A 15,904-nucleotide genomic window follows, 5' to 3' on the forward strand; every position below is an offset into this window, starting at 1 on the left:
ACACAGGTTAAAATGCGCCCACCTTACGCGCTGGCGCATTTTCGGTTGGCAGGATAGCTCCTCCAACGGATTGAATGAGAATTAGAGGAAAACATGAGTAACGAAATCAAAACTCAGGTAGTGGTATTAGGTGCAGGTCCTGCAGGTTATTCTGCGGCTTTCCGTGCTGCTGACTTAGGTCTGGAAACCATCATAGTTGAACGTTTTAGCACTTTAGGTGGCGTGTGTCTTAACGTGGGTTGTATCCCATCTAAAGCCTTACTGCACGTTGCTAAAGTTATCGAAGAAGCCAAAGCGGTTGCCGCTCACGGTGTGGTCTTCGGCGAGCCAACTATCGATTTAGATAAGTTACGTGGCTTTAAAGAAAAAGTCATTGGCCAATTAACTGGCGGATTGGGCGGCATGTCCAAAATGCGTAAAGTTAACGTGGTTAACGGTTTTGGTAAATTCACTGGCCCTAACACGCTAGAAGTGACTGCTGAAGATGGCACTGTGACTAAAGTGACTTTCGAGCAAGCGATCATTGCAGCGGGTTCTCGCCCAATCAAACTGCCATTTATTCCGCATGAAGATCCACGTATTTGGGATTCGACTGACGCATTAGAACTGAAAGAAGTTCCAGGCAAGTTGTTAGTGATGGGCGGCGGTATTATCGGTCTAGAAATGGGTACTGTGTACGCTTCTTTAGGCAGCCAAATCGACGTGGTTGAGATGTTCGACCAAGTGATCCCTGCGGCAGATAAAGATGTGGTTCGCGTATTTACTAAGCAAATCAAGAAGAAATTCAACCTGATCCTTGAAACTAAAGTCACAGCGGTAGAAGCCCGTGAAGACGGTATCTATGTTTCTATGGAAGGTAAGAGCGCACCAACTGAAGCAGTCCGTTACGATGCCGTATTGGTAGCAATTGGCCGCGCACCTAATGGCAAGTCGTTAGATGCTGAAAAAGCAGGTGTTAACGTTGATGAGCGTGGCTTTATCAAGGTTGATAAGCAACTGCGTACTAACGTACCGCACATCTATGCAATTGGTGACATCGTTGGTCAACCAATGTTGGCTCACAAAGGCGTGCACGAAGGCCATGTAGCGGCTGAAGTTATCGCTGGCATGAAGCACTATTTCGATCCAAAAGTCATCCCATCTATTGCTTACACTGACCCTGAAGTCGCTTGGGTTGGTCTGACTGAGAAAGAAGCGAAAGAGCAAGGTATTGCTTACGAAACCGCAACTTTCCCATGGGCTGCAAGTGGTCGTGCGATTGCGTCAGATTGTTCTGAAGGTATGACTAAGCTGATTTTCGACAAAGACACTCACCGCGTGATCGGTGGTGCTATTGTGGGTGTTAACGGCGGCGAGCTGTTAGGCGAAATCGGTCTAGCGATTGAAATGGGTTGTGATGCTGAAGATTTAGCATTAACCATTCACGCTCACCCAACACTGCACGAATCAGTAGGCTTAGCGGCTGAAATGTACGAAGGTTCTATTACTGATTTGCCAAACCCAAAGGCAAAGAAAAAGTAATTTAGCTGTCGATTAAAAAAGCGCTCACTTGAGCGCTTTTTTATTGCCTGTATTTTTTTGTAAATTTTATGTAAACAAGCGGGTGAATTGATAGGATTGAGCTGCTACAGTACAGTTATGGTATGCGGTAAGTTGTCACATGCAAACAAAAATAATTAGAACAATTCTGACATGTTTCATCCTTTCACTGATTAGCGTCCATTCGGCTTGGGCGGGCGGCTTTGTGCAGCGTGTTTTTACCGATAGAGACGGTTTAGCTGTCACCAGCATCCGAGGTTTAGCCTTAGATGACTATGGTTTTGTATGGGCAGCGACTGAGCAGGGCTTGTATCGGGTCAGTAATTCTAAGGTGCGGCGCATTGATAAAATTGGCACGGAATCACGGCTTGCGGATGACTTTTTAACGACAGTGGTAAACATCGACCGAGACAAGTTATTGGTCAGCACTAATGCCGCGATTTACCTTTACGATATAGTACAAAATCAATTTACCGCGTTTGGTTCTCCCTATCTATTCCCGCAGTTTCCAGGTGGTGCGCTGATATCGGCAGCCCGCAAGAATAGTCAAACATGGCGATTATTAATTGATAATGGTCAGATCTATGAGTTTTCCCCTTCAAAGTCTGAACTGCGCCTTATTACTCAATTAGCTGTTAATCGTGACCTTCCTTGGCGCAAGTTATTGCTTATGCCCAATGGACACATGTTGGTTGCGGGGCAGTTGCAACTAGAACTTCTCGATAACAAGGGCGAACGGCTGTTCCAATACCCTTGGACCGAATCTATGGGCAGTATTCTCGATATGTTGGAGGATACTCAACATAGGATCTGGATTGCGACAGGGCGTGGTGTTTATCAATTAGATCAAATCGCTCATCAAATTACACCTGTGCCAGAATTACCCGATTGGAGCACAGCGATCATTGAAGATGCTAAAGGGTATTTGTGGTTTGCCAGTCGTATTGGCTTGTTAAAATGGTCGCCTGAGACGCGGTTGATTGAGAATTATCAGCAAGAGTTGAAGGCTGAGGCCAACATGGAAACGCTGAAAGCCATGTTGTTTGATGATGCAGGCTTGATGTGGGTTGGAGGCTCTGGTGATGGATTGGCATTGTTAGCGTCACCGCCTGATTTCATTCTTGATACTTATGCGGCAGATGAACCCTATCAGCTGAGCGATGCCATGACCTGGTCTGTACATGCCAGTGATGAAGGGGTTTGGCTCGGTTCTTCCAGTGTAGATTTTGTTGCTAAGGGCAGTAAAAAAGCGGTTAACATTCCGATTGAGGGGTTTAATCCCCACGAAAGTATTTATGATATTAGTGAGTTTGAGGACCATTATTTACTGATCTCAACAACCAGTGGTCTTTTTGTTATTGATAAAGAGACCTTGCAAGGCAGCAGTTTTTCTAAATGGACTCACGGTCAGGATGACTTTAAAAATAAGCTCATATATAAAACTTATCGGGATCCCAAACTGAAAGGACGCGTCTGGATTGCGACTACCACGGGACTCTATTTTTGGGAAATGGGACTCTATGAGCCCCAGCCATTTGATATTGATAAGTCATCGAACGAATTTGATGGCCCCAAGCGGCCAGTGATCCGCACGATTTATCGCAGCTCTGACGGTCGTCTTTGGGTTGGCGGTAAAAAAGTCTTTGGTTACATAGACAGTCAAAACGAGTTTCATGATCAACGGCACTTATTTAATGCTTTTGCGGCGCAACCAACGATTAGCCATATTGAAGAAATGTCCCCGGGAATTATCTGGTTTGGTTCCTATGAAAAAGGTTTGTTTGAATATCAGCAGCAGACGGAATCGTTAGTTTCACTGACTTCCGAATGGCAATTAAATTGTAGTTCAGTGTTTTTTATTCAAAAGACCCCTAAGTCAAATCTTGTGGGTTGTGCTGATTCTTTGATTCGTCAGGATATTCAAACAGGCAATATCTCCATGTTTAATCAACTCGATGGTTTGATTTCCGATGAAATGAACGAGGGCGCTTATTTTTATTCGCCAAAAACAGGCTTTTACTTAGGAACACCTGAAGGTGTGATGCGACTCGATGTCAATAGGCTGGTCAATCGTATAACCGATGACCATGTGATGCTTGAATCTGTCTCTGTGTACTATAACAACACGACAGAGGTATCTTTGTTGCCGCGTAACCTGATGACCATCAAACCCGATGCGAATATGGTGAGTTTTCAAATCACTAACTTAGATTACCTCGATGATTCGCCAATCCAATTTAAATATCGATTACGCTATCAGAATGAAGATAGCCATTATGTCTTGTTGCAGGGGGAATCTCAGATCAACCTCGCAGGATTAGCTGCGGGTGGCTATGTTTTAGATATTTTGAGTCAAGTTAATGGGATATGGTCAGATAAGCCGTTTTCTTATCCTTTTTATGTTGAGCAGCATTGGTGGTTATCCCAAGGTTTTAAAGGTATTTTGCTGCTGTTATTTTCTATTATTGCTTTAAGTCTTGCTTGGTATCGACAACGACAGATTAATACATTTAAGCAGATGAATCTGGCATTAACGGAGAGTGAGGACAGGTTAAGGCAGTCTTTGCGCGGCAGTGACTCAGATCTCTGGGAGTGGCATAAAAATACTCAGGCATTTCACCTTGATAATCGCGGTTCGGTGCTTGGTACGCATGCCAATGAGATTGTGGTGAGCTTAGAGGATTTGCCTGTGCATCCGCAGGATAGGGAGAAAGCTCTCGCTCAGTGGGACAACATGATGGCGGGTGAGATTGACCGATTCGAGGCCGAATATCGCTATCAGCGTAAGGACGGTAATTGGGGATGGCTGAGGGTTAGAGGGCGGCCAGTTGCTCGCAATAAGCACTCAAATGAAATTGAACGGGTCGCGGGTATTTATAGCGATATTACTGTGCAACGCCAGCTAGAAGATGAAATTAATTTATTGGCGAAAGCGTTTGGCAATACCTCTGAAGGTGTGTTGATTTTAGATGTCGAAGGCGGTATTCGCGTTGCGAATTACGCTGCGCAACAAATTATTGGTATAGATTCTGACGACTTAGTTGGGCAACCATTTGCACAATTCGTACAGATGAATGACGGATTAGCATCGGAGATTAAGCAACTTCTCCGTGATAGTCAGTCTTGGACCGGAGAGCGGGAGTTAATCCGTGCCAATCAGCAACTCTGTCCTGTGTGGCTAAACGTGTCGGTGATGCAAAGCATTAACGGGAAAGTAACCCACTATGTGGTGGTATTCTCGGATATCACTGAGCGTAAACGTACTGAAGCCGATTTACGCCGTTTGGCTAATTACGATGTGCTTACTGGTTTGCCAAATCGCTCCTTATTTTCTAGCCGTCTATTACAGTCGATTCAAGCTGCGCAGCAAACAGGTGAGAAACTGGCGCTACTGTTTTTAGATCTCGATAGATTTAAGCATGTTAATGATTCCTATGGTCATAGCATGGGCGATGCTCTGCTGGTTGAAGCATCAAGCCGACTGCAATCTTGTATTTCCAGCGAGCATTTACTCTGTCGTTTTGGTGGCGATGAATTTGTGATTTTACTCCGCAATGCAAACAGCATTGACGATATTAACCATGTCGCCGAGCGCCTGTTGGAGCAAATTGTCGCACCTTTTAAGTTATATGGTCGGGAATTTTATATTTCGACCAGCATAGGCATCAGTATTTGGCCCGACGATGCGGTGCAGCCTGAGGCTTTTATCAAGAATGCCGATCTTGCTATGTACCATGCCAAAGAAGAAGGGCGAGGCAATTTTCAATATTATTCCTCGGAGCGTAATGCTCAAGCCCTCTATCATTTACGGCTTGAGGCCGATTTACGCAAAGCGATAGAGCGGCAAGAGTTCGAGCTTTATTACCAGCCGCAAATTGATATTTTGCGTAACGATAAGCTCATAGGCATGGAGGCATTAATTCGCTGGAAACATCCGCAAGACGGATTTATTCGCCCCGATATTTTCATTAAAGTTGCTGAGGCTTGCGGTTTAATTGTTGATATTGACCGCTGGGTATTAAGACAAGCCTGTGTGCAGGGGGCCAATTGGACTAAGCGCTATGGCTCGGGCTTTAAGTTGTCGGTTAATATTTCGGCGGTGCATTTTAGGCAGCCAGATTTTATTGAAGATATCCAAAGAATTTTGCAAGAAACCCAAATGCCAACAGCATCTTTAGGATTAGAAATCACCGAAGGCGTATTGATGAAGGAGTTGCATGTCGCTAAAGACCATCTTACTCGATTGAAATCTTTGGGGATCGAGGTTGCCATCGATGACTTTGGTACTGGGTATTCTTCACTGGCTTATTTGCGTAATTTTGAGGTCAATACTCTAAAAATTGATCGCTCATTTTTGATTGATATCGCCACTAATACCGCAGATCAGGCGATTGTGAGCAGTATTATTGAATTAGCCCGTAACCTTAAATTAAATGTGGTTGCTGAAGGGATTGAGACGGTTGAGCAGTTAGAGCAAGTCTTTAGCCGTGGCTGTTATATTATTCAAGGGTATTATTTTGCTAAACCTATGTGCGTTGATGATTTTGAGCGCTATTTAGAGACAGATAACAAAATCGTCTCTATTGATCATTAAGCTAGAAACATAGTCTATTATTGGCTCGCGAATACTTAATATTTGTACAGCTGATGGGCAATCGTCTGCACGATATAAGCCAGTGAGCTTGATATGTAAACGTTATCGTCTTCAGTGATGATGGATATTTTGTTTAGCAGTTTATTCAATTAAACTTCATCTGTTTGTATAAAGAGTACACAAACTTATCACTAGTCGGTCCAGATAAAATATGACTGACGGTTAAATCGATAAGTTTGTTAATATAACTCGGATTTTTATCCCATAAAAAGTAGCCTCACATGATGCGTCAACTACTCGCTTCTATTATTTTGTGTTTGTGTGTTACCCCGTCTTTGGCTGCAGAGCGCCTTAAAATTGGTGTCGTACTCAGTGGTGGTGGTGCTAAAGGCGCTGCTCACGTGGGCGTGCTCAAAATATTAGAAGAACATAACATCCCAGTCGATTATATCGCGGGCACCAGCATTGGCGCCTATGTCGCTGGCATGTATTCACTGGGTTACAGTGCGAGTGAAGTGGAAGCTATCATGATGGGGGTCAACTGGGACAGTGGCTACTCGGACACCATACCGCGCAATATTTTGAGCTACAGGGATAAACAGTTACGCGACCGTTACAATATTCCGTTAAACATTGGCTATAACGAAGGCCAAGTGAGGGCGCCAAGTGGTCTGCTACGTGGACAGACTATGTCGCAACTTTTACGTCAGTCGACAGATCTGGTACAGCAATTTGGTCATTTTGATGATTTAGCCATTCCCTACCGAGCGGTTGCAACCGACTTAGAAACTAGCTTACCTGTGGTGATTAGTCATGGCAGTATGGTTAAAGCCATGCAAGCGTCTGCAACTGTACCTGGTGCACTTCAGCCAGCACAAATTGAAGGCAAGTTATTGGTCGATGGTGGTATTGCTAATAACATGCCCGTCGATGTGGTTAAGGCCATGGGAGCCGATATTATTATCGCCGTCGATATTGGCTCGCCTCTGGTCAAAAAAGATAAATTAGACAGTACCATTGCGGTACTGGATCAGCTCTCTAATTTTTTGACCAATGCCAGCACTGAAAAACAAAAACAATTACTGACAGATAAAGATGTATTGATCCGACCCGCGATTGACGCCCTCAGCACCACTGATTTCACTATTATGCCGCTGGCATTAACCCTTGGAAAAGAAGCCGCTAATGGTCAGCTTTATAAGTTGAGCAGTATGAGCGTGAGCCCTGAGGAATATGCCGCCTACGTCGAGGCTAAAAAAGCCAAAGGTAAATTATTAATGGCGGATGTACGTCATCCCATTAATGAAATCGTATTTGAAAACCAATCTAAGGTGAGTTTGAATCTCTTGACGGAAACCTTGAATATTAAACCTGGGCAAGCTGTATCTAAAGACGAGCTTAATGAGGCGTTAAAGCGTATTTACTCTCTCAATAAATTTGAGCGTGTCGATGCTGAATTTGTAGAAGGTGAGGATGGCCGCATACTCACTGTCACTACTAAGGCTAAGTCTTGGGGGCCGAATTATTTCCAACTGGGCTTTAATTGGGAGGATGACTTTAATTCAGAATCTGCCATCAGTTTTGACATGGCTTATACCATGACCGATTTGACCTTTAATGGTGGAGAGTGGCGCAATGAGGTCAAACTCGGCATTGAAAAGTTGTTTGCAACTGAGTTCTATCAGCCTTTAGACAGGGACCAACAGTTCTTTAGCCGTGCCCGCTATCAATACGATACCCGTGATTGGGACTTATACGATAATAACAGTCGTATCTTAACCTTCGACAAGAAAACCCATACTATTGAATTAGGCATAGGTTATAACTACACCTTACAAGGGATGATTGAGTTAGGCTTAGTCGCAGAGAAGGGGTCGATAGTCAATGATGTCTGGCTAACGCAGGACTTAGATTTTAGTTCCTATGGTGCTTACTTTAGGTTCGGTTACGATAGCTTAGATAGCATTAGCTTTCCAACATCAGGTAATCGCGTAACCTTAAACGTTTACGTGCGCAATGAAGATTTCAATGACAGTATCGACGATAATCAAAACCAATTTAGCGTGCAAATAGAGGCCGACTGGAAAGGTGCCTTGAGTGTAGGTAACCACGCTTTTGTTGGTAAGGCATCAATTGCTACTAACAATAATGATGGGGTCAATACGCTGCATTTATCTGAGCTGGGAGGATTCTTAAACCTATCTGGTTACCATAAAGACTCAATTATGGGCGCACATAAAGTGTTTGGGGCCTTTATTTATCAATATGATCTCGGGCGTGATGCGCTAGGTATGACAGATTATCCTCTATACCTAGGTTGGAGCTTAGAGGCGGGGAATGTCTGGGACGAGCGCACTGATGTCACCCTGACCGATCTGATTTATGCATCGAGTCTTTATATCGGTACTGATACTTCCATGGGACCTGCGGCACTTGGTTTTGGGATCACAGATCTTGGCGATAAGTCTTTCTATTTATTTGTGGGTAAAAACTTCTAGTTTGAGATTTGTGTAAAGAACTTAAGGGCATGACTGAGGTTGTGCCCTTACTTTTTGGTCGATGGAAAAACTATAAGCGTCATCCCTATGGAAGTTAGCTTGCCGAAATAGCTAAGAGTGTCGCTAAAGTGTCATATCCTTTTACAAAATCTTACTACTGTGAGGCGTGCCAAGATGCTAAGGTTTTGCGGGAAAAATAATAACTCTCAACGGAAGCTGGGGAAAACAATGAAGAAGATAAGCACACTGGCACTGAGTATCGCCTTGAGTTTAGGTTTAGCGGCTTGTAGTACTGAGCCTAAAACTGAAGCCGTCGCGGTGTCTGGCATTGAATTGCAAAACTTTGATGCCTCAGTTCGCCATCAAGATGATTTCTATTACAGCGTTAACGGAAAATGGTTGGCAAATACGCCTATTCCTGCTGACAAATCTAACTATGGCGCGTTTTCTGTGTTGTACGACCAAAGCCAAGATGCATTGAAGAAAATTATCGACGAAGCGGCCGCTAAAAAGAATCCTGCCGCAGGCTCGAATGAGCAGAAAATCGGTGATTTCAATGCCAGTTTCATGAATACCGATTTACTTGAAACCTTAGGTGTTACACCACTAAACCCTTTGCTGGCTGATATCGCAGCCGCAAAAACGCACGCTGACTTACCCGCTGTTATGGGCAAATTACTGACGACGGGTTCTGGTATTCCCTTTGGTTTTTACGTCAATAATGACGCCAAAAACTCAACCCAGTATGCGGTGTATTTAAGCCAGTCAGGCCTTACGTTGCCTGACCGCGATTATTACCTAAAAGATGATCCTAAGTTTGCCGCTAATCGCCAAGCCATGGCCAAGTATGTGACAGGCATACTGACCGAAGCAGGTTACAAGGACGCTAAACGTGCGGCTAAAAACGTCGCTGACATCGAAATGATGATCGCCAAAAGTCAGTGGAGCCGAGTCGAATCCCGTGATGCCAACAAGGCATACAACAAGTTAGATCGTGCTGAACTGCAAAAGTTAACCGGTCAATTCGATTTTAATGCCTTTGCTGCGAGTGCGGGCTTAGGCGATAAAGTGACTGAAGTGATCGTGCGTCAGCCCTCTTATTTTGAAAAACTCGGCGCCAGTTTCGAGACATTCCCAGTATCGGCTTGGCAGGATTATCTTGCGTTCCACTTAGTGGATAGCTACGCCGAGTTACTGAGTAAAAACTTTGTTGATTTGAACTTTGCCTTTAAGAGCAAAACCTTAATGGGTATCGAAGAGCAGCAGCCACGCTGGAAAAAAGCAGTTGATGGCGCCGACCAAGTGATTGGTGAGTTAGTGGGTGAAGAGTACGTTAAGCAATACTTCAAGCCAGAAGCTAAAGCACGCATGGAAACCATGATCAAAAACTTGATCAAAGGTTTTGAAGTCAGCATTAATGAACTTGAGTGGATGACGCCAGAAACCAAAATTGCCGCTCAAGAAAAACTGGCTAAATTTACCTACAAAATTGGCTATCCAGATAAATGGAAAGATTACTCAGGTTTAGATATTAAGGCTGACGAGTTAGTGGGTAACTACATGCGTTACGCTCAGTTTGAATATCAAGACATGATCAACAAGCTAGGCAAGCCAATCGATCGTACCGAATGGGGCATGACGCCACAAACGGTGAACGCTTATTACAGCCCAGTGAAAAACGAAATCGTATTCCCAGCTGCGATTCTGCAACCACCATTCTTTAATATGGATGCCGATGATGCGGTGAACTACGGTGGTATCGGAGCTGTGATCGGCCATGAAATCAGCCATGGTTTCGATGACCAAGGCGCTAAGTACGATGGCGACGGTAACCTGCGTGATTGGTGGTCGGATAAAGACCGCGAAGAATTCCAAAAACGCGGTAAGCAGTTGTCTGCCCAATACTCAGGTTATGAGGCAATGCCCGGCAAGTTTGTTAATGGTGATTTGACCTTAGGGGAAAACATCGGCGACTTAGGTGGTTTAACTGTAGCGGCACGTTCGTATTTGATGAGCCTTAACGGCAAGCCTGCACCTGTGCTTGATGGATTAACGGGTGAGCAACGCTTCTTCGTGGGTTGGTCGCAAGTATGGCGTCGTAACTACCGTGATGAAGAGCTGAGCCGTCGTTTGCTGACAGATCCGCATTCACCGAGTCACTACCGCGCTATGGGTACGCCGCGTAACGTGGAAGCCTTCTATAAAGCTTTCGAGATGAAAGAAGGCGATAAAATGTATTTAACACCAGATGAACGTGTGAAAATTTGGTAATAAATTCAGCATATTGAAATAAGAAAAGCCAGACAATGTCTGGCTTTTTTATTGATGACCATAATCTATGATGCTGCCGATTAATGTCCGTAACCTAAGGATTCAATTTTTGTGACTTTATTATCAGTGGCATACAGGCGACGCATTAAGCGTGTTGGTCCAAAGTCATAGGTCCATTCTTGATACTCAGTTGGCAACTTGCTGGGATCGATCACCCTGTCTCCGTTAGCGTTGAGATAAGTTGCGGGCAGACTGTATTCTCGAATATCACTGGGCGATCCGCATTTATCCTGCACTGTCGTTAAAGTATCGCCCGTATTGATCACTTGTTGTTTACAGTGCATGGTCTCACCTGCACTAGCGGGTAAACAGGTGGACATGAGTATTAAGCCTATGGGCAGTATTAAGGATAGGTACTTCACATTGAATTCCTTCTGGTGCATACACTATTGTGCTATTTATCCGTAGGGCAAAGACTAAGCTTATCCGCCCTGCAGAAACTCGGTGTGTTGTGACGTTATTTTGCCAAAATTGTTGTTAATGCCAACAAACTCTCGGCCTGATGATGGGCGATAATCCACTTAGCATCGCCTCTTTGTTCTGGCGCAGGGATCGCGACCGTTTGCATGTTGGCTGCTCTGGCGGCAATTAAGCCGTTAAAGGAATCTTCGATGGCAAGACAACAACGGGGATCAACATCTAACGCCTTAGCGCAATTCAAATAAACTTCTGGGTGGGGTTTACCATAGATTAGGTGTTCAGCCGATTCTATCACCATAAACTTTTCACTGAGATCTAACTTCGTTAATACTGCTTGGATAATGGTGTTTGGGGATGAAGTCGCTAAGCCGATTTTAAGGCCAAGCGCTTGGCAGTGGTCAATCGTTTCGTAAACGCCCAGCATAGCTTCGCCGCTAACCAGAATTTCATTTGCAACTTTATCAACAATCGTTTGGCTGACCTTGGCATTATCATAGTGTGGCCAAGGTGCCTTGTGGTACCAATAATCGACGCATTGATCGATGCGTAAGCCCGTGGTTTGTTGAATCGTTTCTATCGTCACTGGCACGCCAAGTGCAGATAACACTTCATACTCGACTCGCTGCCATAGGGGTTCTGAATCGATTAAAACGCCATCCATATCAAAAATAACGGCTTGAATGCTAAGGGATGTCATTGGTACTCCGATGGACTAAGGAAATAACTGAGATATGCAGTAAATTAAGCCTGAGTGTAAGTTCTCGCACTGCATCTTAAAAGCCAAAATGCAGCAAGATGAGAAAAATTTATACCTATTTGCTCTGGGGCGCGGAAAATTGCTTGTTCGATTTAAAATTAATGAAACATTGTTAACTATTTGTAGTGTATGGTTTTTTGTCTGTTTTCAAACTATTGTCTAATTTCACTTGTTTTAATCTTCCCGTAAGTTGGCATTCGCCGCCGGATTTAGTCCTTATTTCGCTTTTTGCCGAGTGTGACCTGATTCATACTTTTGCAAAGCTGTAGTATACTGCAGGCCGGAAATACGGGTCGATCATGTCGGACTGTCAGCTTCAATTAAGAAGACGTGCAGTTTCGTTGTTAGAGCGCCAAACAAAGAGGAATGTTGCCGTGCTAGAAGCATATCGTAAACACGTCGCAGAACGTGCTGCAGAGGGCGTAGTCCCTAAGCCATTAGATGCACATCAAGTGGCTGAACTGGTTAAGTTAGTTCAAAATCCACCCGCAGGTGAAGAGGCTTTCGTTCTCGACCTGCTTGAAAATCGAATTCCCCCAGGTGTTGATGAAGCTGCTTATGTTAAAGCTGCTTTTTTAGATGCGGTTGCCAAAGGCACTGAAAAATCACCGATTCTGTCTGCTGAGCGTGCTACTGAGTTATTAGGCACAATGCAAGGCGGCTACAACATCGAACCTCTGATCGCGCAGCTGGATAATCCAGCGTTAGCACCTTTAGCCGTTAAAGCGCTATCTCACACTCTGCTGATGTTTGATTCTTTCCACGATGTGGTTGAGAAGATGGAAGCGGGCAATGAGTTTGCTAAGCAAGTGGTTGAAGCGTGGGCGAATGCAGATTGGTATTTAAGCCGTCCAAAACTGGCCGACAAAGTCACTCTGACAGTATTTAAAGTTTCTGGTGAAACCAACACCGATGACTTGTCACCTGCACCAGATGCATGGTCACGTCCTGATATCCCATTGCACGCGTTAGCTATGCTGAAAAACGCCCGTGATGGTATCGAGCCTGATGTTGCTGGCGCCGTTGGCCCAGTGAAAAAAATCGAAGCATTAAAAGCACAAGGTCATCCATTAGTATATGTGGGTGACGTTGTGGGTACGGGTTCATCACGTAAATCTGCGACTAACTCAGTACTGTGGTTTATGGGCGATGATATTCCATTCGTACCCAACAAGCGCGCGGGTGGTTTCTGCCTTGGCGGTAAAATTGCACCGATTTTCTTCAACACTATGGAAGATGCGGGCGCACTGCCAATCGAGCTTGACGTAAACAAGATGGAAATGGGCGATGTGATTGACATCTACCCATACGCCGGTGTGGTTAAGCGTCACGATAGCGACGAAGTAATTTCAGAATTCAGCTTAAAAACGGAAGTCTTGTTAGACGAAGTTCGTGCTGGTGGTCGTATTCCATTGATCATCGGTCGTGGTTTAACTGACAAAGCCCGTGACGTATTAGGCTTAGGGTTATCTGACGTCTTTGTACGTTCTCAAGATGTCGCTGATACCGGTAAAGGTTATACGCTTGCGCAGAAGATGGTCGGTAAAGCTTGTGGCGTAGCGGGTGTGCGTCCTGGTCAATACTGCGAACCTAAGATGACGTCTGTCGGCTCACAAGACACGACAGGTCCTATGACCCGTGATGAGCTGAAAGATTTAGCTTGTTTAGGTTTCAGTGCTGATTTGACTATGCAGTCATTCTGCCACACTGCGGCTTATCCAAAGCCAGTTGATGTGAACACACATCATACTCTGCCAGATTTCATCATGAACCGCGGCGGTGTATCACTGCGTCCAGGTGATGGTGTTATCCACTCATGGTTAAACCGTATGCTGCTACCAGATACAGTTGGTACGGGTGGTGACTCACATACGCGTTTCCCAATTGGTATTTCATTCCCAGCGGGTTCTGGCTTAGTAGCGTTTGCTGCTGCGACTGGCGTTATGCCACTCGACATGCCTGAATCCGTATTAGTGCGCTTCAAGGGCAAAATGCAACCGGGTATCACACTGCGTGATCTGGTTCATGCTATCCCATTAAAAGCCATTGAACTGGGCATGCTGACCGTTGAGAAGAAAGGTAAAGTAAACATCTTCTCTGGTCGCGTACTGGAAATCGAAGGCTTAGAATCACTCAAAGTTGAACAAGCTTTCGAACTGTCTGATGCTTCAGCTGAGCGCTCTGCTGCCGGTTGTACCATCAAGTTAGACAAAGAACCTATCATTGAATACCTGAACTCAAACATCATCATGCTCAAGTGGATGATCGCTGAAGGTTATGGCGATCGTCGTACGATTGAACGTCGTATCAAAGGCATGCAAGAGTGGTTAGCCAATCCTGAGCTGATGAGCGCCGATAAAGATGCTGAGTACGCTGCAGTAATCGAAATCGACCTAAATGACATCAAAGAGCCAATCCTGTGTGCGCCAAACGATCCTGATGATGCCGTTTTACTGTCATCTGTTGCGCAAACTAAGATTGATGAAGTGTTCGTCGGTTCTTGTATGACCAACATCGGTCACTTCCGCGCAACCGGTAAGATGCTAGACAAGTTTGCTAAAACTCTGCCAACACGTCTGTGGATTGCACCACCGACTAAAATGGATAGAGATCAACTGACTGAAGAAGGCTACTACGCGATTTTTGGTCGTGTAGGCGCGCGCATCGAGATCCCAGGTTGTTCACTGTGTATGGGTAACCAAGCACGTGTAGCTGAACGTTCAACTGTGGTATCGACTTCTACCCGTAACTTCCCTAATCGTTTAGGTACAGGTGCTAACGTTTACTTAGCCTCTGCTGAACTGGCTGCGGTTGCTGCACTGTTAGGTCGTCTGCCGTCACCTGAAGAATATCAAGAATACGCTAAAGAGTTAGACGCAACTGCAGCTGACACATACCGTTATTTGAACTTCGACCAAATCGAGTCTTACACAAAAAAAGCATCGGAAGTGATCTTCCAGACAGCTGTGTAATCGATTGCCGTTAAGGTAACTTGATGTAAAAGCCAGCGCAAGCTGGCTTTTTTGTGGGTTTGTTTTATTTCTACATCTATATGCATATATGCACCAATGAACCCTATCATAGTCATGCCTTCAGTTCTTACATCACAAACTCGCTACTTACTAATGGTCACGCGTTGTCGTCATTAAAAAATCCATTTAAGCCGATCCGTAGGTCAATCTCACGCTTAGCCCCGTTTAATCTTCTTTTTAAAAGACGAAAGTCTTCTATTTTCATAACTATCAACAAATCATCTGATGGCTTTTGGCTATACATAATGCGAAACAGAGGCGCAGCCTTGACTGAGTTGTGGATAACTTTGGGGGTAAGTGGTGGGTATGATGTGACTAGATTAGATAATTAGCATTAACTGCAAATTTCCTTAAAATAGGGGTTGCACAAAATCCTCTGCTGCCTATAATGCGCATCCACTGACACGGCAGACAGCGTTAAGCAGCCTGATGTGACAGTTCATCGATGAGTTTACTAATTGATGAGTGTTGAGAAAGTTTGCAAAACTCCTTGACGCGAAACGGGAAATGCGTAGAATACGCAGCCCTAGCCAACTGGAAGCGTTCGACGCTCAGTGTGGTACTCAAGTTCTCTTACGAATATTGAGTTGCTCTTTAACAAGATAAAACAAGAAATCTGTGTGGACACTCACAGGTGTTGAGTTAATCGAAACTGCTTAACCTTCGGGTTGGCAGTCAAAAATTTAAATCAATGTAACAATGAGTGTTCATAGCAATATGTACAGTTTGTTTC

Annotated in this window: 7 protein-coding genes; 5 read left to right on the forward strand and 2 right to left on the reverse strand. The window is 44.6% G+C overall.

Annotated elements, in window-relative coordinates:
- The first annotated feature begins 93 nt into the window (after positions 1-93).
- The 4 genes from lpdA (at position 94) to L5M28_RS17125 (ending at position 10,902) form a co-directional block, all read left to right on the forward strand.
- Positions 94-1,521, forward strand: a complete 1,428-nt coding sequence (gene lpdA, locus L5M28_RS17110; RefSeq protein WP_105250398.1) for a dihydrolipoyl dehydrogenase — start codon at positions 94-96, stop codon at positions 1,519-1,521.
- A gap of 139 nt (positions 1,522-1,660) precedes the next feature.
- Positions 1,661-6,133: an EAL domain-containing protein gene (locus L5M28_RS17115; protein ID WP_263204064.1), complete on the forward strand. Its 4,473-nt coding sequence runs from the start codon at positions 1,661-1,663 to the stop codon at positions 6,131-6,133.
- 281 nt (positions 6,134-6,414) lie between these two features.
- Entirely contained in the window at positions 6,415-8,631 is a 2,217-nt protein-coding gene (locus L5M28_RS17120) for a patatin-like phospholipase family protein (RefSeq protein ID WP_173913156.1), read from the forward strand.
- A gap of 228 nt (positions 8,632-8,859) precedes the next feature.
- Entirely contained in the window at positions 8,860-10,902 is a 2,043-nt protein-coding gene (locus L5M28_RS17125; RefSeq protein ID WP_263198619.1) for a M13 family metallopeptidase, read from the forward strand.
- A gap of 80 nt (positions 10,903-10,982) precedes the next feature.
- On the opposite strand, the gene L5M28_RS17130 is transcribed toward L5M28_RS17125, so the two are convergent.
- Entirely contained in the window at positions 10,983-11,324 is a 342-nt protein-coding gene (locus L5M28_RS17130; RefSeq protein ID WP_263198618.1) for a DUF2845 domain-containing protein, read from the reverse strand.
- Positions 11,325-11,419: 95 nt separating this feature from the next.
- Positions 11,420-12,079, reverse strand: coding sequence for a hexitol phosphatase HxpB (gene hxpB / locus L5M28_RS17135; RefSeq protein ID WP_263198617.1), 660 nt, complete (start codon positions 12,077-12,079; stop codon positions 11,420-11,422).
- Positions 12,080-12,513: 434 nt separating this feature from the next.
- Between hxpB and acnB the strand changes: the two genes are divergently transcribed.
- Positions 12,514-15,111 (forward strand): bifunctional aconitate hydratase 2/2-methylisocitrate dehydratase, encoded by a 2,598-nt coding sequence (gene acnB / locus L5M28_RS17140; protein WP_263198616.1) that lies wholly within the window; start codon positions 12,514-12,516, stop codon positions 15,109-15,111.
- The last annotated feature ends 793 nt before the right edge of the window (positions 15,112-15,904 follow it).

This window comes from Shewanella sp. SW32, assembly GCF_025653365.1.
Taxonomy (GTDB): Bacteria; Pseudomonadota; Gammaproteobacteria; order Enterobacterales; family Shewanellaceae; genus Shewanella; species Shewanella oncorhynchi.